Origin of the sequence: Rhodoluna miladensis (SeqCode) (assembly GCF_965234705.1) — a bacterium.
GTDB lineage: Bacteria > Actinomycetota > Actinomycetes > Actinomycetales > Microbacteriaceae > Rhodoluna > Rhodoluna miladensis.
Genome location: NZ_OZ248465.1, coordinates 638,073 through 657,963, shown reverse-complemented (window position 1 = coordinate 657,963; position 19,891 = coordinate 638,073). Strand labels below are relative to the sequence as shown.

Here is a 19,891-nt window from a genome sequence, read left to right as displayed (position 1 = left end):
TCAACAGCAACACTTTTACCTAACTTTACACTCAATGACCTTCCGAACCTTGGGAGCCAGAGAGGGCGAAATTCAGCTTAGACTTGGACTAAATCATGACTACTACGGCACCTGAACTCACACGAGAGCGCCCAGGCTTTAGACGCAAGGCGAAGGCGTATTTTGAGCTAACCAAGCCCAGAGTGATCGAACTTTTACTGGTCTCGACGGTTCCAACAATGATTTTGGCTCAGCGGGGCATCCCTGACATTTGGCTGATTTTTGCAACTGTTATCGGTGGTGCTTTCAGCGCTGGTAGTGCAAATTCTTTCAACTGCTTCATCGATGCTGACATCGACCAAATTATGGGCCGCACCAAAGGTAGACCGCTAGTCACCGGGGAGTTATCCAAGCGAGAGGCCTACTGGTTTGCCTGGGGTCTAGGCGTGTTATCGGTAGTGTGGCTTGCACTGCTTGTGAATGTTTTGGCGGCGTTGTTGTCACTTGCCGCAATCTTGTTCTACGTTTTTGTCTACACACTTTTGCTCAAGCGCCGCACACCACAGAACATAGTTTGGGGTGGAGCAGCAGGTTCCATGCCGGTGCTGATTGGCTGGGCCGCTGTCACAAATGAGCTCGCACCGGCGGCATGGGTGCTGTTTTTGATTATTTTCCTATGGACTCCGCCACATTACTGGCCGCTGTCACTTCGCTACAAGAAGGATTACACTGACGCCGGAGTGCCAATGCTGCCAGTTGTTCGAAACAACCACACGGTCGGTGTTCAGATAATCCTTTATGCCTGGGCTCTGGTTGCATCAACGCTGCTACTTATTCCGGTCGCTTCGATGGGGCTTATCTATACGATTACAGCCTTGATCGCTGGTGCATGGTTTGTGGTGGAGTCATACCGGCTCTACAGGCAAGCAATTGTGGGGGAGATTGCTAATCCAATGCGCCTTTTCCATGGATCAATCAGTTATCTCACGCTGCTGTTTATCGCGATAGCGATTGATCCATTACTTTATTTTGATTTCCTCTAAACGAGCTAGGGATTCGTCGCGCTCAGTGCTGTGATCGAGCATCGGCTCTGGGTAACCGTTTGCCAAGCCATCTACTAAAAGCCAAGGCTCATGAACCTCGGGACCTTGCAGGTGCGCAAGTTCGGGAATGAACTTGCGTACGTACTTTCCCTCGGGATCAAACTTGTAGCCCTGCAGGATGGGGTTGAATACCCGGTAGTAGGGAGAGGCATCGGTGCCACATCCAGCTGTCCACTGCCAGCCGTGTGAATTTGATGCTGGGTCATAGTCGGTCAGGTTCTGCTCAAACCACTTGGCTCCGAGTTGCCACTCAAGATGCAAATCCTTTACAAGGAATGAAGCAACAATCATTCGCACGCGGTTATGCATCCAACCCGTTTCTAGAAGCTGTCGCATTCCGGCATCGACCATCGGGAAGCCAGTAGTGCCAGATTGCCAGCGTTCCAATTTCGCCTTTGCCTTGGCACCAGTGTCGTAGCGCATAGCTTTGAATCGCGGCTCGTAGTAATCATCGAGAGTGTGAGGATTCCTGAACAGAACATCCGCATAGAACTCTCTCCAGGCAATCTCTTTTCTAAAGACGATATGCCCTTCGAGTTCGGATAGTGGGGCAAGCAATGTTCTTGGGTGAATTTCACCATGAGTTAGAGCGTGGGAAAGATGCGACGTCCCTGAAAGATCGGGCCGATTTCTGTTTTCGGAGTAATCCAAGATTGCTCGCTTCTGAAACTTCTTGAATGTCTCCAAGGCAAACTGCTCACCTGCTTTGACGGCGAAAGGTGCCGGTTTGGTTGGTTTAGGAATAGCAGCCTTTGAAGATCGCGATTTCCAACTGAACCCTTTAGTGAGTTTTAGTGGAGCTTGCCAACCAATTTGAAACCAAGCCTTGTAGAAAGGCGTGTAGACCCGGTAGGCAGTGCCGTCGGTGGGTTTTTCAACGGTTCCAGGTTTCACCGCGTAATAAGAATCCTCCAACACGAGTTCAATTCCGGTGCCCTTAAGTTTTGATTTCAGAGCTTTCTGTTCAGCCATTCCCTCAGGATCAAAACTTTCGGTGGCGTGAATGTGCGAAGCCTTGCTTTTCTGTGCAAATTCAACGAGCGCACTCATCTCGACGCCTTGGATTACTTCCAGGCTGGACCCCATGGACTCATCAAGTGACTTAAGGGATTCAGTGAGCGAGTGTTGTCTTAGCCCGCTTAATTGCGCATATTCTGTTGCGTTGTACCAAAAGACCGGAATCACGGTCTTATCACCGTCGGCAATTGCTGCTTTGGCGCAGGAATTCAGGGCGAGGTTGTCCTGAAGTCTACGATCACGTCTAAACCAAAAGACCCTGGCCATTTAAAGCTGCACCGATCTTTGATACTTGGAACGAAGCGCAAGCAGCTGAAAAGTCAGCAGCGCGATGATAACCGCAGCCCCAAACATGTGTGCCCCAGCCATTAGTGCCGGCACGCCAAGATTCGATTGAACAACCCCAAGAATTCCCTGAAGGGCAAGACTGACAAAAAGAATCCCTAGTGATTTGACTGCTGGATTTCGAGGCTGGTCTGTTTCCAACTTGAGCCAAACCAGAATAAGCGCGATTGCGACTAGACCGGTCGTGATGTATGCAGGCCATGAGTGGTAGTGCTGCCAAATCTCCAGATCAAACCCATTCCTAGGTGTTGTTGCATCTCCTGCGTGAGGACCTGCACCAGTGACGATAACTCCGATCACAACTGTGACCCAGCCCACAACAAAGATTGGCCAAGCTAGGCGAGCGGCTGTGTAGCTCAGGGGGAGATGAACAGGTGAATAGACTCGCCAAACCAATACGGCAGCAATGGATATCAATACTCCCGATAGCAAGAAGTGAGCACCGACCACCCAGGAATTTAGTCCAGTAAGCACGGTGAGTCCACCAAGTAGAGCTTGAGCAATGATTCCTAGACCAAGTAGGAGTGCGGGCCAGGTCAAGCCTCTGCGGAAACTTTTAAGTGTTCGTCTAACGACGATGAACGTGAACAGGGCGATAATGATTAGAACAAAGGTCAAAAGACGATTGCCGAACTCGATTATTCCGTGCCAACCCATCTCAGGAACCGTGACAAACGAGTCTTCCGTGCACCTTGGCCAGGTAGGGCAACCAAGACCAGAGCCGGTTAGGCGAACTAAACTGCCGGTGACAACAATCAGTATCTGGCTTACTAAGGAAGCCCAGGCATAGAACTTCAGACGCTTTGGGGAGAAAACGGCTTGAATCAGCTTCATGTTGGCCCAAGCCCCTTTCCGTTTTGAGCTAAAGAACCGCCAATTTTGGTAAAGTTAGCCTCAACACAAGTTTCGCATGGTTTTTATGCGGGAATTCCTCGAAGCCGAGGCGGGTTGTACCCAGATATCACATCTACCAAAGGGGTCCTAATTGACTGAGAACATCATCGAGCGTCCCGAACTGGACAGCCTTGGTACCTACGAGTACGGCTGGTCGGATGGGAACGATGCTGGTGCAACAGCCAAGCGCGGTATCAGTGAAGAAGTTGTTCGTGATATATCGAGACTCAAATCAGAACCACAGTGGATGCTCGATCGCAGACTAAAGGGCTACGAGTACTTCCTCAAAAAGCCAATGCCAGCCTGGGGTTCAGACCTTTCAGGAATTGATTTTGACAACATCAAGTACTTCGTTCGTTCCACTGAGCGCCAAGCTCAGACCTGGGAAGACCTTCCAGAAGAAATCAAGAACACCTACGAAAAGCTCGGTATTCCGGAAGCTGAACGTCAGCGCTTAGTTGCTGGTGTTGCCGCGCAATACGAATCTGAAGTTGTCTACCACCAGATCAATGAGGAACTTGAGAAAAAGGGCGTCATCTTCCTTGATACGGACACCGCTCTTAAAGAGCACCCGGAAATCTTTAAGGAATACTTCGGAACTGTCATCCCTGCCGGTGACAACAAGTTTGCAGCGCTGAACACTTCAGTTTGGTCTGGTGGTTCATTCGTATACGTTCCGAAGGGTGTTCAGGTAGAGATCCCGCTACAGGCATATTTCAGAATCAACACTGAGAACATGGGTCAGTTCGAAAGAACTTTGATTATTGCGGACGAAGATTCTTACGTGCACTACATCGAAGGATGCACCGCACCGGTTTACAAGTCTGATTCGCTGCACTCAGCGGTAGTTGAGATCATTGTGAAAAAGGGTGCACGCGTGCGCTACACAACAATTCAAAACTGGTCTAACAACGTCTACAACCTAGTCACCAAGCGTGCAATCGCTCACGAAGGCGCAACCATGGAGTGGATCGATGGCAACATCGGCTCCAAGGTAACAATGAAATACCCTTCGGTGATATTGGCTGGAGAAAGAGCCAGAGGCGAGACTCTCTCTGTTGCATTCGCTGGAGAAGGTCAACACCAAGACGCCGGGGCCAAGATGATCCACCTTGCTCCCTACACTTCTTCATCAATTGTTTCCAAGTCAATTGCTCGCGGTGGCGGAAGAACTTCTTACCGCGGAGAAATCAGAGTGAATCCAGGAGCCCACCACAGCGCTAACACAGTCCGCTGTGACGCACTTCTGGTAGACACGATCTCTCGCTCGGACACCTATCCGGCAGTTGACGTCCGCGAAGACGATGTGTCGATGGGTCATGAAGCCACCGTTTCACGAGTAAGTGAAGAGCAACTGTTTTACTTGCAGTCCCGCGGTATGCCGGAGGACGAAGCGATGGCGATGATTGTCCGTGGATTCATAGAACCAATCGCTAAAGAATTGCCGATGGAATATGCGCTCGAGCTAAACAAGCTAATCGAGATGCAGATGGAAGGGGCCGTCGGCTAGTGAGCGAAGCAACCAAGACAGCTCAGCATGGGTTGTCGGAGCACAGTCATGGCTTTGGTGTCCCGATTCAAACTCGGTCCGAACGACTAAAATCAACCAAGCTTGACGACTTCGAGCAAATTTCCACACGCGAAGAGCAGTGGCGATACATTACCGCTGACCGCCTTGGGGGATTAGATCAAGACTCACTGGATGAATTCTCAGGCGACATCGAAGCCAAGCTAGCCGATGGAGTTGAAAGCTCTTGGATTGATTCCGATCACAAACTTTTCGGTTCTGCCGGAATTCCGGAAGATCGAGTTGCAGCCGCTGGTTGGGAAGCCGCCAAAGCTGCTTACCTAGTTTCTATACCTTCATCTGCCACCAACTCAGCGCAAAGCACTTTTACCATTACTTCGATCTCTGCAGACCCTGCTGCTCTTCACATCATCGTTGAAGCCAAGAAAGGCTCTGATGCTGTTGTTGTTATCGACCATCGCGGAGATGCGACCCTGTCGGAGAACATCGAGTTCGTCATTGAAGATGAGGCAAAGCTCACTGTTGTTTCAATCCAGGATTGGAATGCAGATTCAATTCATAACGGAGCCCAGTATGCATTACTTGGTCGCAACTCAACTTTCAAGCACGTGATGGTCACCCTAGGTGGAAAAGTTGTTCGCATGACTCCATCGGCTTACTTTGGAGCTCCTGGCGGAGATGCTGCTTTGTATGGAATGTACTTCGCGGATGCCGGTCAGTACTTAGAGCACAGAATTTTTGTCGATCACTCAACGCCAAACTGCAAGTCCCGAGTGACTTATAAGGGAGCGCTTCAGGGATCTAAGGCTCACACCGTTTGGGTGGGAGATGTACTTATTCGAGCTGCAGCTGAGGGGACCGACACTTACGAACTTAACCGGAACCTGCTTCTAACCGACGGAGCGCGAGCTGACTCGGTTCCAAACCTCGAGATCGAAACCGGTCAGATTCAAGGAGCCGGACACGCAAGTGCTTCGGGACGCTTTGATGATGAGCAGCTGTTCTACCTGCAGGCTAGAGGCCTTTCAGAACTTGAAGCAAGACGCCTAGTGGTGCGAGGCTTTCTAATGGAGGTAGTCCAGCAAATTGGAGTTCCTGAACTCGAGGAGCGCTTAGCAGCTTCTATCGAAGACGAACTTGAAAGGAGCGCAAGCTAATGGCACTAATGATCTGCAAGGTTGAAGACATCAAACCAGGCAAGGCGCTGCGTATCAAAATCGGCGACGATGCAATAGCTCTTATTCATACCAAAAAAGGTGAGTTCAAAGCTTTAGCCGATAAGTGCTCTCATGGAGAGATTTCACTTAGCGAAGGATTCGTCGACGACGAAACCATCGAGTGCTGGGCACACGGAGCAAAATTCTCGCTTGAGACTGGCGCACCATTGAATCTTCCTGCCTACGAGCCAGTGGCGGTTTATGAAGTACTGGTTGAAAATGGCGAAGTATTTATCGAGTACGACAAGGACACGGAGTAATCACATGGCGACACTAGAAATCAAGAACCTACACGTCTCGGTTGAAACTGAGCAGGGCACCAAGGAAATCCTCCGCGGAGTTGACCTTGTTATCAAAAGTGGTGAGACTCACGCAGTTATGGGTCCGAATGGATCTGGCAAGTCAACTTTGGCTTACTCGATAGCTGGTCATCCGAAGTATGAAGTGACCCAAGGTGAGATCTTGCTAGATGGACAGAACGTGCTTGAAATGTCGGTTGACGAACGAGCTCGTGCTGGATTGTTCCTTGCAATGCAGTACCCGGTCGAGATTCCAGGCGTTAGCGTTTCAAACTTTCTCCGCACGGCCAAAACTGCTGTGGACGGAAAGGCTCCAGCACTTCGCGGTTGGGTCGCTGATGTTAGAAACGCAATGGAAAACCTCAAGATGGATCCAGCATTCACAGAGCGAAACGTAAACGAGGGGTTCTCGGGTGGTGAGAAGAAGCGCCACGAGATCTTGCAGATGGAACTTCTGAAACCAAAGATGGCAGTTCTAGATGAAACCGATTCGGGTCTAGACGTTGACGCTCTGCGCGTAGTTGCAGAGGGTGTAAATCGTATCAAGGCAGAAAACAGCATGGGTGTATTGCTAATCACCCACTACACCCGCATTCTGAACTACATCAAGCCGGATTTTGTCCACGTATTCGTTGCCGGAAAAATCGCCGAGCAAGGCGGTCCAGAACTTGCAGACCGACTAGAAGCAGATGGTTACGACAGGTACGTGAACGCCTAACATGCCAAGAGAACTAGAGCCGGTGCTCTACGACAAGGTAGAGGAAGCACTCAAGGAAGTTATTGACCCAGAAATTGGTGTCAACATCGTAGATTTGGGACTTATCTATGGACTTGAGCTTGCAGATGAAGACGAGTCGCTACTAATCAACATGACCCTGACATCAGCAGGCTGTCCTTTGACTGACGTTTTGGAAGAGCAAACCGCAGAGGCTCTCGATGGGGTTGTTGACGCATTCCGAATTAACTGGGTCTGGATGCCGCCATGGGGTCCAGAGAAAATTACAGATGACGGTCGCGAGCAGATGCGCGCAATCGGTTTCTCTATTTAGATCCGAGATACTTCCAGGCCATCGGTAGAGCCGCTGCAGCCAAAGCCATCTTGATCGCATCTCCAACCAAGAACGGAAAAAGGCCGGCAGCAATTACCGCTCCCGCATCACTAGCAATCCCTAGGTTAGAAAGTGCAAACGCAAGCCATGGCAGTCCGAACATGTAAATCACTGCATTGCCAATTACGAAGCTTGCAAGTACTCCGGAGACTTTCTTGTGCCAGTTGAGTTGGCTAAGCCAACCAACAACTGCTGCAGCGGCAATAAAGCCAACCAGGTATCCAAAGGTTGTACCGAAGGTGATTCCGGATACCGCGCCAGTGAATACCGGCAGACCTGCAGCTCCTAAAGAAATGTAAGTGATCATCGATAAAGCACCCCGAGATGCCCCCAGCACTGCGCCAACCAGCAGCACAGCGAAAGTTTGGCCTGTTATCGGTACCGGCCACATTGGGATTGCGATTTGAGCTGCGATGGCCGTTAGGACCGCGCCTGCGAAGATCAGGGCAACATCGGTGACCATGCTTCTTGGAACCACTCTGTCAATCAGTGTTGGTCTAGCTGATAGCTGTAGGGACATGTGATAAACCTCTTCATCGTGAGAGCGGTCAGTTGTTAGTCACGATTGTAGACTAAAGGCTTTGCTAGTACATCCACCCAAAGGACCAGCTCTTGCTTATTGTGAAGGACCTGGAGATAACCATAGGTGCGCGAACACTTATGAGTGGAGTGAATTTTCGCGTCGCTTCCGGGGACAAGATCGGTCTGGTTGGAAGAAACGGTGCTGGTAAGACCACACTTACTAAGATTCTGGCCGGAGATGGCCCTACAAGTGCTGGAAATGTGGAACGAACTGGCGAGATTGGCTATCTACCTCAAGATCCAAGAACTGGTGATCCTGAGGAACTAGCAAGAGATCGAATCCTAAACGCCAGGGGTTTAGGTGATCTTCTTCGCCAGTTGGGAGCGAGTGCCGAGGCCATGTCCACCGCGACTGGGTCACAAGCGGAAGCTGCCATGGCAAAGTACTCAAAACTCGAGGAGAGATTTCAGGCGGCAGGTGGCTACTCCGCGGAAGCGCAGGGTGCAGCCATTGCTAGCAATCTAGGCATTGAGGAAAGAATCCTTAGTCAACCTCTTAGGACTTTGTCAGGAGGTCAGCGCCGCCGCGTGGAGCTTGCTCGAATACTGTTTTCGAATGCTGAAACCATGCTTTTGGACGAACCAACCAACCACTTAGATGCCGACTCTGTTGTTTGGCTGAGAGATTTTCTTCGAAGCTACCAGGGTGGATTGATTGTTATCAGTCACGATATCGATGTTGTTGAAAGTACTGTGAATCGGGTTTTTTATCTAGATGCCAATCGCCAGGTTATCGATATTTACAACATGGGTTGGAAGGCATACCTCAAGCAGCGTGAATCAGATGAAGAGCGACGTAAGCGCGAAAGAGCAAACGCGGAGAAGAAAGCCGCAACCCTGAGCTTACAAGCTGCGAAGTTTGGAGCTAAAGCTACCAAGGCCGTTGCCGCCCAACAGATGGCCAGAAGAGCTCAGAAGCTTCTTGACGATCTCGAAGATGTGGGACAAGCAGATCGCGTTGCGAAGATCCGTTTTCCAGATCCTGCTCCGTGCGGCAAGACACCGCTAATGGCCTCTGGTCTAAGCAAAAGCTATGGCTCATTGGAAATCTTTACTGCTGTTGATTTAGCTATTGACCGCGGGTCGAAGGTAGTGATTATTGGTCTGAACGGTGCAGGGAAAACTACTCTGCTGCGAATGTTGGCAGGCATCGATAAACCCGACACCGGACAAATCGAACCTGGTCATGGTTTGAAAATTGGCTACTACGCCCAGGAACACGAAACCCTTGATGTGAATCGTACGGTTCTTGAGAACATGCAGCGCTCGGCGCCGCACTTGGGAGATGTTGACGCCAGAAAAGTGCTGGGTTCATTCTTGTTTAGTGGTGATGATGTAAACAAGAAAGCTTCCGTTCTAAGTGGTGGTGAGAAAACCCGGCTTGCCTTGGCATCCCTTGTGGTTTCTTCAGCAAACGTGCTGTTACTGGATGAGCCAACAAACAACTTGGACCCTGCTTCACGCAAGGAGATCCTTAATGCTCTTGCGAGCTTTACCGGTGCAGTTGTTCTGGTTTCCCACGACGAAGGTGCGGTTCTTGCCTTGAACCCAGAAAGAGTGCTGATTCTGCCTGATGGAACAGAAGATCACTGGTCAGATCAATACGCCGATCTAATTTCTCTGAGTTAGCTTTTTGCGTCCAACAGTTCATCTTCGATGTCGCCATCCGTACGCTTTCGGTTTCGCTGGGAGCGCGGGACATAAGTGGGATTTTTTTCAATCCGGCGATACTCTTGCTCTTGCCGAATAGCCCAGAACAAAGCAATGAATCCCATTAGAGCAAATAGAATCCATTGGACTGCGTAACTTAGATGATTCCCCTCATCAAGTGTTGGTTTACTCAGCGGCTGTGGTGAGCTAGCCTCACCTGGTAGCTCAGATATTAGTCTCAGATAAAACTGCTGCTCCAAAGTGGTGCCTAGTGTGGTTTCCAAAGACTCAAGATGAATGCTGGTTGCAAAACCGTCAGGGGAGTCGCGATTTGGAGTCAGCTCACTTAGCCGAACACGTGCAACTAAAGCCTTTGGCTGATCTGAAGGAGTCATTGTCGTCGCCGGTGCCAATTCTGAATTAGCTGGAATCCAACCGCGCTCGATGATTACGACTTCACCGCTAGCAAGTTGAAACGGAACCAACTGTAGGAAACCTGGTTGACCTGCGATAGGCCGATTGCGAACAAGTAGTTCTTGGTTTACAAGGTAGTTTCCAGAGAGTTCAACTGGAGTCCATTCAAATAAGGTCACCTCGTCGAGCGTAAGACCCGAGATTGAACCAAAAGTTATCGCTGTCTTCTCGTAGTTATCAACCATGCGTTGAATTTTCGAAACTGCTTGGTCGCGCCGGTCAAACTGCCAGTTAGCTAGACCAACGCAGGCTGCGGCAAAAAGGGTTGCGAATAGAAACCATGACAACCAGCGCAGCCATGACTTCGACATCAAATTCACGTGTATTGCCTAACTTCAAGAAGAAATGAGCGATCTTCTAGATAGTTTCGCAGGTATTCCAGGTGCTGTTCGCATGAGAGCCAGGATTTAGTTCTGCCATCGTGGTGAATTCTTGGGTTTGCCCAAACTAAATTTCGCGTTGCCGGAAGTAAGCACCCAGCGCGGGAGCACTTTGCTGGTGAATTTTCAGTCAAAGACTAGTTCTTCTTGAACTGCGCACCGAGATCTACAGAGATTGACTTGGCCACAACTGTCACTGGATTCATAGTGCTGGATTTTGGAGCTTGGGCATTGGCGATTACTACGGCGAAGTAAGGCAAGAAAATGGCCCCAGCAAAACAAAGCCACATAAGCCAGCCCTCGACAAAGATCGCCGAAACGATGCAGACCACTCGTATGGTCATGGCAATTAGGTACTTCACCATGCGGAAATTTCGCTCAGAATCAGGCGACTGGCCAACGGTTGTGATGCTCTGAGGCTTTTCCAAGGCAACCTTCTTGTATCAAATCAGGACATTTCAAGGCTAAGACTAGACTTCATTTAGTTCAAACCAGATGGCTGGACTGCTATTCCCAAAAGACTAAGGATATCTTGATGACTGGCTCAAGAGTGGTGCTGATCACTGGGGGAAACCGCGGAATCGGTTATGCCATAGCCGAGGAATTCATTGCGGCTGGGCACAAGGTTGCTGTCACCGTCCGATCAGGTTCAGGTCCAGAAGGCTGCCTTTCTGTAAAAGCTGACGTACTGGACGCAGCCTCCTTAGATGCAGCCATCGCAGAGGTTGAAAAAAGTCTTGGTCCAATCGAAATACTGGTGGCTAACGCCGGTATCACAAAGGACACACTGCTGATGCGCATGAGCGACGAGGATTTCGAGCAAGTTATAGACACGAACTTGAATGGTGTTTTCAGGGTTGTAAAGCGCTCAACAAAATCCATGATCAAGCAACGATATGGCAGAGTTTTGCTAATTGGTTCAGTAGTGGGCCTATTGGGTTCTCCAGGCCAGATCAACTACTCAGCATCAAAGTCAGCTCTGGTTGGAATGGCAAGATCGCTTACCCGAGAACTAGGCGGACGCGGAATCACTGCCAACGTGGTGGCGCCTGGATTTATTGACACTGATATGACCGCTGAGCTTTCTGATGAGCAGCAAAAGGATTACTTGTCCAGAATTCCAGCTGGACGCTTCGCAACCCCAGCGGAGGTAGCGAAGGTCTGCCTGTGGCTTGCAAGCGACGACGCATCGTACATTTCAGGAGCGGTAGTTCCTGTTGATGGTGGCCTTGGAATGGGACACTAACTACTCACCTAACCCGCACGACATTTGGACCACTACAACAAGGAGAAATGAATGGGAATTCTAGAAGGCAAGAAGATTTTGATCACTGGTGTTCTCACCGAGGCTTCGATTGCCTTTTCTGTAGCGAAGCTCGCTCAAGAGCAAGGCGCACAGGTGATTCTTTCCTCCTTTGGACGAATGCTCCCAATCACGACCAAAATATCCGAACGCCTTCCAAAGCCAGCACCGGTCATCGAGCTTGATGCAACCAGCGAAGAAGACCTAGCAGCACTTTCAGGCAGAATCAAAGAACACTTCGATTCAATTGATGGAATCGTGCATGCAATCGCATTTGCCCCACAGACTGCACTTGGAGGAAACTTTCTCGAAACTCCATGGTCGGATGTTTCAACCGCAGTTGAAGTTTCTGCCTATTCACTAAAGTCCATAACCATGGCAGCAAAGCCAGTGCTGAACAATCCATCTTCGGTAGTTGGGCTTACTTTCGACGCAACAGTTTCCTGGCCGGTTTACGACTGGATGGGAGTAGCCAAGGCTGCTTTTGAATCGACTTCAAGATATCTTGCTCGCTATCTTGGCAAAGATGGCATCCGGGTGAATCTAATTTCCGCTGGTCCATTGCGTACCACTGCAGCTAAGGGAATTCCTGGATTTGCAAAAATGGAGGAATTGTGGACCGACCGTGCGCCTCTTGGTTGGGATCTAACTAACACCGAGACTGCCGCTCGCGGAATTATCGCTTTGCTATCCGACTGGTTCCCTGCTACAACGGGTGAAATGATTCACGTCGACGGGGGACTTCACTCAACTGGCGCGTGAGCCCAGTTTCCCAATAAGTGACGCCAGAGAGTTTTCGTCAATCACCAGATCGGCGTACTGCTTAAGTATCGGCTTTGGCCTAAAGGCAACTGCGTAACCGGCACACTTCAACATCGGTATGTCATTGGCGCCGTCTCCGATTGCAATTGTCTTTTCAATCGCAATACCACTTTCAATAGCCCAGCTTCTAAGAGCCGTCGCTTTTGCCTCAGCGTCAATGATAGGTCCGACGAGGCAACCAGTTAGTTTTCCATCCAAAACTTCGAGGCTGTTTGCCATCCAGTAATCCAAACCAATTTCATAAGCGAGCGGTTCTAGAACCTGACCAAATCCTCCGCTTACTGCGCCGATCTTCCCGCCCAGACCGTGGACTGCAGAAATCAGCTCTTGAACTCCTGGAGTTAGTTCGATCTGCGGCTTCAACCAGTGAAAGATCTCATCGGATAGCCCTTCAAGAAGACCGACTCTTCTTTCAAGAGACTGCTTGAAATCCAACTCTCCAGACATGGCTTGTTCGGTGATTGTTTTTACTTCTGGCATCACGCCGGCATAATCAGCCAATAGTTCTATGACTTCTTGTTGGATAAGTGTTGAGTCAACATCCATAACCACCAAAATGCTCAAGACGTGACCATCACTAGGATTCGAAGAGCTTTCATAACCACGATGTTAGAGCAAATCCATCAATCACCGTGGCTTGACGGCAGCTACGCAAGCCCTTGAACAGAAGCAGTATTTCTCAGGTGCTTAAGATCAGAGCGAGAATTCCTCCGCGAAACTAGAGTGCCCTACCAAAGCAAGCTGGCCCGAATCCTCTAGGCTCGAAACATGAGCCTCGTTCTTGATTTCAACAATGTCACTGTCCTCAGGGACCAAAGGCCCATACTCAATAACGTTGACTGGCAGGTTCAGTCCAATCAGCGTTGGGTCATTGTTGGACCAAATGGCGCTGGTAAGACGACTCTGCTTAGAGTCGCGGCCTCTCAGATTCACCCCTCAACAGGAACAGCCAGGCTGCTCGGTTCAACTCTTGGTGAAGTCAACGTGTTCGAGCTTCGCACCCGAATCGGATTTGCCTCCAATGCAATGAGCGTCCACATCCCAAATTCAGAAACTGTCTTGGATGCCGTGATGACGGCAAGCTATGGAATAACCGGGCGTTGGAATGAAAAATACGACGATGTCGATGAGCGTCGGGCAAGACGCGTTTTAGCTGAATGGCAACTTGACGAACTCGCTGATCGCCCTTTCGGTACTTTGAGTGACGGTGAGCGAAAGAGGGCTCAAATCGCCAGATCTGTTATGCCCGATCCCGAGATTTTGCTTCTTGACGAACCAGTTGCCAGTTTGGATATGGCCGCCCGAGAGCACACCATTTCGGTCCTTGGAAACTATGCCTCCGCTCCAAGTGCTCCAGCGATCATCATGGTCACCCACCATATTGAAGAAATCCCTAAGGGCTTCACCCATGCCCTGATACTGTCCAGGGGACAGGTTTACGCCGCTGGCGAGATAGACAGCACCCTCACCACTGAGAAGATCTCAGGCGCCTTCGGCTTTGGGCTGGAAGTTTCCAAAGATGGCGACAGATTCAGGGTCAGAGCCAAGAACTAAGCCCTAGTTTTCTGGGTTTCCGCTCTGGTATAGTAGGGAAGTTGCCGAAACAGGCACCAAAAGCCAATTTCTAGAAAGTAATCGAACATGAAGTCAGAAATTCACCCAACTTACCAGGCAGTTGTTTTCCGCGACCTTGCTTCAGGTGAGAGCTTTCTAACTCGTTCTACTCTTTCAAGCACCAAGACTGTTAAGTGGGAAGACGGACAGGAATACCCAGTATTCGATGTCGAAATCTCTTCCGCATCTCACCCTTTCTACACAGGCAAGCAGAGAATCATGGATGCTGCCGGACGTGTAGAGCGCTTTAACGCTCGCTACAAAAACTTCGGCGCTTAGAGCTTCAGCGGCCAGCCTCGCTGGATCGTGAAATCTGGCGCAGTGCCTCTTCTGAACTTCTCGTAAGAGGCATCCTGGTTAGCACTCCACTCAATTTGGGAATTGTGCAACGAATTTAAATCAGCGGGTAATTTCTCCCCATATTTTTTAGCTATTGCTTGAGCGACCCGCCCTGCTGCAACAGCGTCGGCGGTTGCATTGTGAGCATCCTCAAGTGCGACGCCATAAATCTTTGATGCAACCTCCAGAGTTCGCTTACCGGATCGGTAGGTATCAACGAATTTATCCATCACCATTGGATCAATAACTGGCCTGGGGTCAGTGATTGGTTCTAGAGAGTGCCGCAGGGCCTCGTAATGCAAGATAGTGAAATCGTAGGGAGCATTGAAGGCAACTACAGGCAGTCCTCTGGTAAAAAAACCACGCAGGGTTTCTAGTAGCTCTTCGACTACTTCTTTTGCGGGCCTGCCATTGGCTCTTGCAATCTCTGTAGTCACACCATGAACGTTCGAGGCAGCAACTGGAATCTCAATTCCAGGGTCGGCGAGCCATTCCTTGTTTGCACCAGTAATGTTGCCGTCCTGGTCGATTTCGACCGCGCAGGCAGTCACGATTCGCGCTTCGCGAAGATCGAGCCCCGTGGTTTCTAGATCAAACACAGCCATGGTCTTTGACCACTCTGGGCGGTCAACAAAGTCAAACATCATCTGGTCAGTCACACTCAAAGACTAGGCCAGTCAAGTGTTATTCGAGCCTGAGGCTGGGTCGGTGTTGAAAACATCCAATCTAGACTTGCACTGTGCTTCCTCAAGACCTTTATCAATCAGCCGAATCAAGAGCAGTTCGTCATACAGCTGAGATTGATGGCAACCTCTGCGTCTACTACGAGTATCCGTCGACCGGATTTTCAGATAAGACTCTAGTGATGATCCATGGCTATAGAGGCAATCATCGTGGGCTTCAAGCTATCGCTGGTGGACTTACGAAATTCCGAGTGATTGTTCCTGATCTACCCGGATTCGGTGAATCCAAACCACTGAGGGTAACCCATTCGATTCAGGCTTACTCAGATTGGCTACATCAGTTTCTAGGCGCACTGCAGCTGCAGAATCAAACGCATCTGATGGGCCACAGCTTTGGTTCACTGGTTGTTGGCTTTTATGCCACGCAGCATTCACCACGCTCAGTTTCACTTGTCAACCCAGTGTCATCGCCAGCACTCAAAGGACCGCGAGCTGCACTTACAAACCTCACCAGGCTCTACTATTCACTAGCATCAGCGCTGCCTAAGACCATCGGGCAGTGGTTTCTTCGAAGCAAGATCGCCGTGATGGTTATGAGTGTGGTCATGGCAAAGACAAAACAAAGAAGTTTGCGTCGGTGGATTCACAATCAACACCTGTCGAACTTCAGCGACTTCGCCTCGGTTGGGGTTGCAACAGAAGGCTATGAAGCATCAATTTCTACGGATCTTTCAAAACTCGCAACCTTGATTTCCGCGCCTGTTCTTGTGGTGGCTGCAAACCTAGATGATATAACGGACATCGACTCTCAGCGACGAGTGAGCAAACTGTATCTAAATTCGACTTATCGAGAGATTCAAGGAGTTGGCCATCTCGTCCATTACGAAGCGCCGGATCAAGCCGCTACCTTTATTACTGAATTCTTGGATTCTCAGCCATGGAATTGATCTTCGATTGTCGATTTATTCGAAACGATCATCACGATGGAATCTCTCGGTTCTCGACTGAACTTTTTGCAGCCTTGGCCAAGCAAACAGCCATCAGCGCCCTCATTACCGATAAACGAGTACTGAAATGGCTCCCTGCTGATACCAAGTACGTTATGGGCAATAATCCGACTAGTCCTTTGGCTGAATTGGGTCTTGCTCGAAAACTAAACAGACATGGCGCCACACACGTTTTTTCTCCAATGCAGACCATGGGGTCTCTCGGAAGAAAGTACAAACTCGTTCTAACCCTGCACGATTTGATCTACTACTCCCACCCAAAAGCCCCAACTTTTCTGCCTTTGCCGGTGCGGATTGCCTGGAGGTTGTATCACTTGGGATTCACTCCTGTTCGGTTGCTTCTCAACCGAGCAGATGCCGTGGTGACTGTTTCAGAAACCAGTAAGAATCTGATCGAGAAGAACAGACTGACGAGCAAAGCAGTGCATGTCATCTACAACGCGCCCGAGTCACTTTCACAAGCAAGTGGCATTGATAGACCTACTTTGCAGGGTTCCAGAAACACGCTCGTTTACATGGGTAGTTTCATGGAGTACAAAAATGTCGAAGTCTTGGTTCAAGCTATGAAGTTTTTGCCGGAGTATGAACTGGTTCTTCTGAGCAAGATTGCGAGCCAGCGCGAGGCAACGCTTCGGTCTTTGGCCGGCGGTGCCGCAAGTAGAGTCACATTCAAAAACGGGGTCACCGATTTGGAATATGCAGCTGCATTATCTGGAGCATTCGCTCTGGTGTCAGCTTCCAAGGATGAAGGATTCGGAATTCCACTAGTTGAAGCCATGAAGCATGGTTTGCCTCTTGTTTTATCCGACATTCCAATTTTTCGAGAAATTGCCCAAGATGCCGCACTTTTCTTTGATGCAACCAGCCCAGAGAGCTTTGCTAGGCAAGTGCAAGAGTTAGAAAAAACTGGAAAGTGGATGGATGCAAGTTTTAGGTCAAAGGCGCGAGAAAGTAGCTTTGATTGGAATCAATCCGCTACGCGACTGCTCGAGATTCTTGAAAAGCTCTAGGGAACCAAAGGCTCAAGTGAGTAGTTGACAACTTGCCAAGAGTTGTCGATGTGCTTTACAACATTGAGCGATGCATTGCCGAGTCTTTCTCCGTCCCTGGGCAGCTCATTGTTGCTAGCAATTGCAATCAAAGCGCGAATCAATGCACCGTGGGAGATGGCTAGTACTCGTTTCCCAGCCAGCTCTTGAGAGATAGTTTCTAGTAGCAGCATTGATCGCTCCGCTAATTGAGTTCGGCTTTCCCCGCCGGGAATCACATCTAGGTTTGAGTATTTTGATCTCCACTGCTCATGGGAAAGTCCTTCAGCTTCTCCGAAGGAACGTTCTATCAACAACTCCTGTTCGATAATTTCGGTATAACCATGCTGGCTGGCAATAATCTCAGCGGTTTGTCTAGCCCTAGAAAGGGGAGAGGTAAGAACCACGTCCCAGTCTTCGGCCCTTATCGCCTGAGCTGCAAGTTTTACCTGCTCAATCCCAGTTTGATTCATTGGGATGTCGGTGACACCCTGCAACAGAAAGTTAATGTTCCAATCTGTTTGACCGTGACGAAGCAACCCCAGATGAGTGTTAGTCAATCAACAGCTCCTCAAGAGCAACAGATGTTGGTGCTTCAATTTTGGCAATAGCAATGTCATCGGCTCTGGTTGGACCAACGTTAACAATCACGATGGGTTTACCAGCCTTGCTCGCCGCGCGAGCAAATCTCATTCCACTATTTACAGTCAGAGAGCTGCCCGCAACCAGAAGGGCATCGGAGCGCTCTAGTTGCTCCATGGTTGAGACAACCCGTTCGGTAGGAACACTTTCGCCGAAGAAAACAACATCTGGCTTCAATATTCCAAAGCAGGAGGGGCATTTAGGAATTCTGAAACTCGCTGATGCCTCAACTTCGGCATCTCCGTCCGGCGTGAACTCAACGGAGACATCTTTTTGGATGCCTGGGTTTAGCTGTTCGATTAGGACATCCATCTTCGAGCGATCAAGTAGGCCGCGGCAAGACATGCAAACTACCTTGTCTAATCGACCGTGCAGTTCAGTGATCTTCTTGGATCCGGCTTGTTGATGCAGGGAATCAACATTCTGGGTGATGATGTGGGAAATGCGTCCCAGGCTCTCAGCCTGGGCGAGTGCGAAGTGGCTCCCATTAGGTTTCGCGTTTGCAATAACCGACCACCCGACATAGCTTCTTGCCCAATACCTAGCTCGAGCCTGTTCACTGCCCATGAACGCATCGAAAGTCATAGGGTGGCGTTCAGTTTTTCCTTCGCCGCGATAATCCGGAATTCCTGATTCGGTTGACACTCCAGCACCTGTTAGAACCAGAATTGATTTACCAGCGAGCTGCTCTCTGGCGTAATCAAGCCCGAAGCGAGCAGCCTCAGATAGGGTCGATGGGTTGGAGTCAATGTTAGGCATTTCCTCAAGTCTAAGTTAGGTCAGCTGAAGTGATTAAGTACCTCGGTTCTAAGCGGGCTCTGATGCCCGTACTTGAAACCTTGTTTGCTGCCAGTCAAGCCCGAACTGCATTAGATCTGTTTACTGGAACAACCAGAGTGGCCGCAGCTATGAAACAGCTGGGTATGCACGTAACCGCAGTTGATACCGCTAGCTACTCCGAGGTCTTTTCAAAAACCTTCATCGAACTTGACGCCGCTAACGCGGATCTTCGAGGGTTGGCTTATGCAGTAGCCTCGCTGAACCAGCTACCTGGAACTTCCGGGTACTTCACGGAAGTCTTTTGCCAGAAGGCTCGCTTTTTTCAAGTCAAAAACGGGCAAAGAATTGATGCCGTTCGATCCGTCGTTGAGTCCGATTACAAAAACAGTTGGATGTACTTTCCGCTGCTTGCTAGCTTGCTAATTGCAGCGGACAAGGTAGATTCAACGACCGGTGTCCAAATGGCATATCTCAAAACCTGGTCTAGACGAAGTTCTCTTGAGCTCGAACTTCAAGTTCCAGAACTTCTCTCCGGTGGTGGCAGATCAATTCGAGGTGATGCGATTGAGCAAATTCCAAACTTGGGTTCATTTGACCTTGCTTACTTGGATCCGCCCTATAACCAACATCGATACTTCGGCAACTATCACATTTGGGAAACTTTGGTTCGCTGGGATCAGCCGGACTACTACGGGATTGCAAATAAACGAATCGACACCCGATCTAGCGAGAATAAGAGTGCGTTTAATTCCAAGCTAACTTTGCCCAACGCACTTGCAACTGTTATCGCTGGGCTTGATGTCAAGACCCTGGTACTTAGCTACAACAACGAATCCTGGTTGTCGCGCAGAGAACTTACGGATATGTGCTCAAGGTTCGAAGCCGTCGAAATTCTAGATTTTGACTCAAAAAGATACGTTGGCTCGCAAATCGGTGGCTACAACAAATCCGGTCGTCTGGTTGGAAAGCCGGGGGCTCATAGAAACCTTGAACACATAGTAATTGCAGGCCAAGAGCAAAAAGTCTCAGCAATGGTCAAGGCCTTAACCCAATAGCGTGCCTAAATGACTTACTCTTGGAGCGAGAAGATGGCAGC

23 protein-coding genes are annotated in these 19,891 nt (G+C 49.7%); 14 read left to right on the top strand and 9 right to left on the bottom strand.

Features of this window, described 5'->3' with window-relative positions:
* Positions 1-92: 92 nt before the first annotated feature.
* The gene (locus tag AC8GDC_RS03300) at positions 93-1,022 is read left to right on the top strand and encodes a heme o synthase (RefSeq protein WP_506558462.1); all 930 of its coding nucleotides are present in this window, start codon (positions 93-95) and stop codon (positions 1,020-1,022) included.
* On the opposite strand, the gene AC8GDC_RS03295 is transcribed toward AC8GDC_RS03300, so the two are convergent.
* Entirely contained in the window at positions 999-2,366 is a 1,368-nt protein-coding gene (locus AC8GDC_RS03295) for a cryptochrome/photolyase family protein (protein WP_506557254.1), read from the bottom strand. The genes AC8GDC_RS03300 and AC8GDC_RS03295 overlap by 24 nt on opposite strands.
* Entirely contained in the window at positions 2,367-3,278 is a 912-nt protein-coding gene (locus AC8GDC_RS03290; RefSeq protein ID WP_506557253.1) for a COX15/CtaA family protein, read from the bottom strand.
* A gap of 151 nt (positions 3,279-3,429) precedes the next feature.
* Here AC8GDC_RS03290 and sufB point away from each other — a divergent pair, with 151 nt between their 5' ends.
* From sufB to AC8GDC_RS03265, 5 genes are read left to right on the top strand one after another with little or no spacing between them, the layout of a single operon-like run.
* Complete coding sequence (sufB, locus tag AC8GDC_RS03285) at positions 3,430-4,848, top strand: Fe-S cluster assembly protein SufB (protein WP_506557252.1); 1,419 nt, start codon at positions 3,430-3,432, stop codon at positions 4,846-4,848.
* The gene (sufD, locus tag AC8GDC_RS03280) at positions 4,848-6,023 is read left to right on the top strand and encodes a Fe-S cluster assembly protein SufD (protein ID WP_506557251.1); all 1,176 of its coding nucleotides are present in this window, start codon (positions 4,848-4,850) and stop codon (positions 6,021-6,023) included. The genes sufB and sufD overlap by 1 nt, the downstream gene beginning before the upstream one ends.
* A complete protein-coding gene (locus tag AC8GDC_RS03275) occupies positions 6,023-6,343 on the top strand; it encodes a non-heme iron oxygenase ferredoxin subunit (RefSeq protein ID WP_506557250.1) in 321 nt (106 codons plus the stop codon). Before sufD ends, AC8GDC_RS03275 begins: the two co-directional genes overlap by 1 nt.
* Before the next feature lie 4 nt (positions 6,344-6,347).
* The gene (gene sufC / locus AC8GDC_RS03270) at positions 6,348-7,100 is read left to right on the top strand and encodes a Fe-S cluster assembly ATPase SufC (RefSeq protein ID WP_506557249.1); all 753 of its coding nucleotides are present in this window, start codon (positions 6,348-6,350) and stop codon (positions 7,098-7,100) included.
* Between the two features lies 1 nt (position 7,101).
* On the top strand, positions 7,102-7,431 hold the full coding sequence (locus tag AC8GDC_RS03265) for a metal-sulfur cluster assembly factor (RefSeq protein WP_506557248.1): 330 nt from the start codon (positions 7,102-7,104) through the stop codon (positions 7,429-7,431).
* On the opposite strand, the gene AC8GDC_RS03260 is transcribed toward AC8GDC_RS03265, so the two are convergent.
* Positions 7,424-8,011: a biotin transporter BioY gene (locus tag AC8GDC_RS03260; protein WP_506557247.1), complete on the bottom strand. Its 588-nt coding sequence runs from the start codon at positions 8,009-8,011 to the stop codon at positions 7,424-7,426. The two genes, AC8GDC_RS03265 and AC8GDC_RS03260, sit on opposite strands and share 8 nt — an antisense overlap.
* 92 nt (positions 8,012-8,103) lie before the next feature.
* Between AC8GDC_RS03260 and abc-f the strand changes: the two genes are divergently transcribed.
* A complete protein-coding gene (gene abc-f, locus AC8GDC_RS03255) occupies positions 8,104-9,702 on the top strand; it encodes a ribosomal protection-like ABC-F family protein (protein WP_506557246.1) in 1,599 nt (532 codons plus the stop codon).
* On the opposite strand, the gene AC8GDC_RS03250 is transcribed toward abc-f, so the two are convergent.
* Both AC8GDC_RS03250 and AC8GDC_RS03245 read right to left on the bottom strand, forming a co-directional pair.
* A complete protein-coding gene (locus tag AC8GDC_RS03250; protein WP_506557245.1) occupies positions 9,699-10,508 on the bottom strand; it encodes an SURF1 family cytochrome oxidase biogenesis protein in 810 nt (269 codons plus the stop codon). The two genes, abc-f and AC8GDC_RS03250, sit on opposite strands and share 4 nt — an antisense overlap.
* 206 nt (positions 10,509-10,714) lie before the next feature.
* Positions 10,715-11,005, bottom strand: a complete 291-nt coding sequence (locus tag AC8GDC_RS03245) for a DUF3099 domain-containing protein (RefSeq protein ID WP_506557244.1) — start codon at positions 11,003-11,005, stop codon at positions 10,715-10,717.
* A gap of 107 nt (positions 11,006-11,112) precedes the next feature.
* Here AC8GDC_RS03245 and AC8GDC_RS03240 point away from each other — a divergent pair, with 107 nt between their 5' ends.
* Positions 11,113-11,823 carry a beta-ketoacyl-ACP reductase gene (locus AC8GDC_RS03240; protein ID WP_506557243.1) on the top strand — a complete coding sequence of 237 codons (711 nt, stop codon included), beginning with the start codon at positions 11,113-11,115 and terminating at the stop codon, positions 11,821-11,823.
* 51 nt (positions 11,824-11,874) lie between these two features.
* Positions 11,875-12,642: an enoyl-ACP reductase FabI gene (gene fabI / locus AC8GDC_RS03235; protein WP_506557242.1), complete on the top strand. Its 768-nt coding sequence runs from the start codon at positions 11,875-11,877 to the stop codon at positions 12,640-12,642.
* Here fabI and serB read toward each other — a convergent pair.
* Positions 12,628-13,266, bottom strand: coding sequence for a phosphoserine phosphatase SerB (gene serB, locus AC8GDC_RS03230; RefSeq protein WP_506557241.1), 639 nt, complete (start codon positions 13,264-13,266; stop codon positions 12,628-12,630). The genes fabI and serB overlap by 15 nt on opposite strands.
* 204 nt (positions 13,267-13,470) lie before the next feature.
* Here serB and AC8GDC_RS03225 point away from each other — a divergent pair, with 204 nt between their 5' ends.
* Together AC8GDC_RS03225 and AC8GDC_RS03220 are read left to right on the top strand one after the other, a co-directional pair.
* Complete coding sequence (locus tag AC8GDC_RS03225) at positions 13,471-14,256, top strand: ABC transporter ATP-binding protein (RefSeq protein WP_506558444.1); 786 nt, start codon at positions 13,471-13,473, stop codon at positions 14,254-14,256.
* A gap of 87 nt (positions 14,257-14,343) precedes the next feature.
* Positions 14,344-14,595 (top strand): type B 50S ribosomal protein L31, encoded by a 252-nt coding sequence (locus AC8GDC_RS03220; protein WP_506558443.1) that lies wholly within the window; start codon positions 14,344-14,346, stop codon positions 14,593-14,595.
* On the opposite strand, the gene AC8GDC_RS03215 is transcribed toward AC8GDC_RS03220, so the two are convergent.
* Positions 14,592-15,314 (bottom strand): exonuclease domain-containing protein, encoded by a 723-nt coding sequence (locus tag AC8GDC_RS03215; RefSeq protein WP_506558442.1) that lies wholly within the window; start codon positions 15,312-15,314, stop codon positions 14,592-14,594. The genes AC8GDC_RS03220 and AC8GDC_RS03215 overlap by 4 nt on opposite strands.
* Positions 15,315-15,394: 80 nt before the next feature.
* Between AC8GDC_RS03215 and AC8GDC_RS03210 the strand changes: the two genes are divergently transcribed.
* Together AC8GDC_RS03210 and AC8GDC_RS03205 are read left to right on the top strand one after the other, a co-directional pair.
* Complete coding sequence (locus AC8GDC_RS03210) at positions 15,395-16,285, top strand: alpha/beta fold hydrolase (RefSeq protein WP_506558441.1); 891 nt, start codon at positions 15,395-15,397, stop codon at positions 16,283-16,285.
* Positions 16,276-17,355, top strand: a complete 1,080-nt coding sequence (locus AC8GDC_RS03205) for a glycosyltransferase family 4 protein (protein ID WP_506558440.1) — start codon at positions 16,276-16,278, stop codon at positions 17,353-17,355. The genes AC8GDC_RS03210 and AC8GDC_RS03205 overlap by 10 nt, the downstream gene beginning before the upstream one ends.
* Here AC8GDC_RS03205 and AC8GDC_RS03200 read toward each other — a convergent pair.
* Positions 17,352-17,933: a histidine phosphatase family protein gene (locus tag AC8GDC_RS03200; RefSeq protein WP_506558439.1), complete on the bottom strand. Its 582-nt coding sequence runs from the start codon at positions 17,931-17,933 to the stop codon at positions 17,352-17,354. The genes AC8GDC_RS03205 and AC8GDC_RS03200 overlap by 4 nt on opposite strands.
* Positions 17,926-18,774, bottom strand: a complete 849-nt coding sequence (locus AC8GDC_RS03195; RefSeq protein ID WP_506558438.1) for an NAD-dependent protein deacetylase — start codon at positions 18,772-18,774, stop codon at positions 17,926-17,928. The genes AC8GDC_RS03200 and AC8GDC_RS03195 overlap by 8 nt, the downstream gene beginning before the upstream one ends.
* A 29-nt stretch (positions 18,775-18,803) precedes the next feature.
* Between AC8GDC_RS03195 and AC8GDC_RS03190 the strand changes: the two genes are divergently transcribed.
* A complete protein-coding gene (locus AC8GDC_RS03190) occupies positions 18,804-19,850 on the top strand; it encodes a DNA adenine methylase (protein WP_506558437.1) in 1,047 nt (348 codons plus the stop codon).
* Positions 19,851-19,891 lie beyond the last annotated feature (41 nt).

What these genes read in the sequence shown, in the direction of transcription:
- AC8GDC_RS03295 (WP_506557254.1), bottom strand. Translation starts at nt 2,366, where the DNA reads ATGGCCAGGGTCTTTTGGTTTAGACGTGATCGTAGACTTCAGGACAAC.
- AC8GDC_RS03290 (WP_506557253.1), bottom strand. Translation starts at nt 3,278, where the DNA reads ATGAAGCTGATTCAAGCCGTTTTCTCCCCAAAGCGTCTGAAGTTCTAT.
- AC8GDC_RS03275 (WP_506557250.1), top strand. Translation starts at nt 6,023, where the DNA reads ATGGCACTAATGATCTGCAAGGTTGAAGACATCAAACCAGGCAAGGCG.
- sufC (WP_506557249.1), top strand. Translation starts at nt 6,348, where the DNA reads ATGGCGACACTAGAAATCAAGAACCTACACGTCTCGGTTGAAACTGAG.
- AC8GDC_RS03265 (WP_506557248.1), top strand. Translation starts at nt 7,102, where the DNA reads ATGCCAAGAGAACTAGAGCCGGTGCTCTACGACAAGGTAGAGGAAGCA.
- AC8GDC_RS03260 (WP_506557247.1), bottom strand. Translation starts at nt 8,011, where the DNA reads ATGTCCCTACAGCTATCAGCTAGACCAACACTGATTGACAGAGTGGTT.
- AC8GDC_RS03250 (WP_506557245.1), bottom strand. Translation starts at nt 10,508, where the DNA reads ATGTCGAAGTCATGGCTGCGCTGGTTGTCATGGTTTCTATTCGCAACC.
- AC8GDC_RS03240 (WP_506557243.1), top strand. Translation starts at nt 11,113, where the DNA reads ATGACTGGCTCAAGAGTGGTGCTGATCACTGGGGGAAACCGCGGAATC.
- fabI (WP_506557242.1), top strand. Translation starts at nt 11,875, where the DNA reads ATGGGAATTCTAGAAGGCAAGAAGATTTTGATCACTGGTGTTCTCACC.
- AC8GDC_RS03225 (WP_506558444.1), top strand. Translation starts at nt 13,471, where the DNA reads ATGAGCCTCGTTCTTGATTTCAACAATGTCACTGTCCTCAGGGACCAA.
- AC8GDC_RS03220 (WP_506558443.1), top strand. Translation starts at nt 14,344, where the DNA reads ATGAAGTCAGAAATTCACCCAACTTACCAGGCAGTTGTTTTCCGCGAC.
- AC8GDC_RS03205 (WP_506558440.1), top strand. Translation starts at nt 16,276, where the DNA reads ATGGAATTGATCTTCGATTGTCGATTTATTCGAAACGATCATCACGAT.
- AC8GDC_RS03195 (WP_506558438.1), bottom strand. Translation starts at nt 18,774, where the DNA reads ATGCCTAACATTGACTCCAACCCATCGACCCTATCTGAGGCTGCTCGC.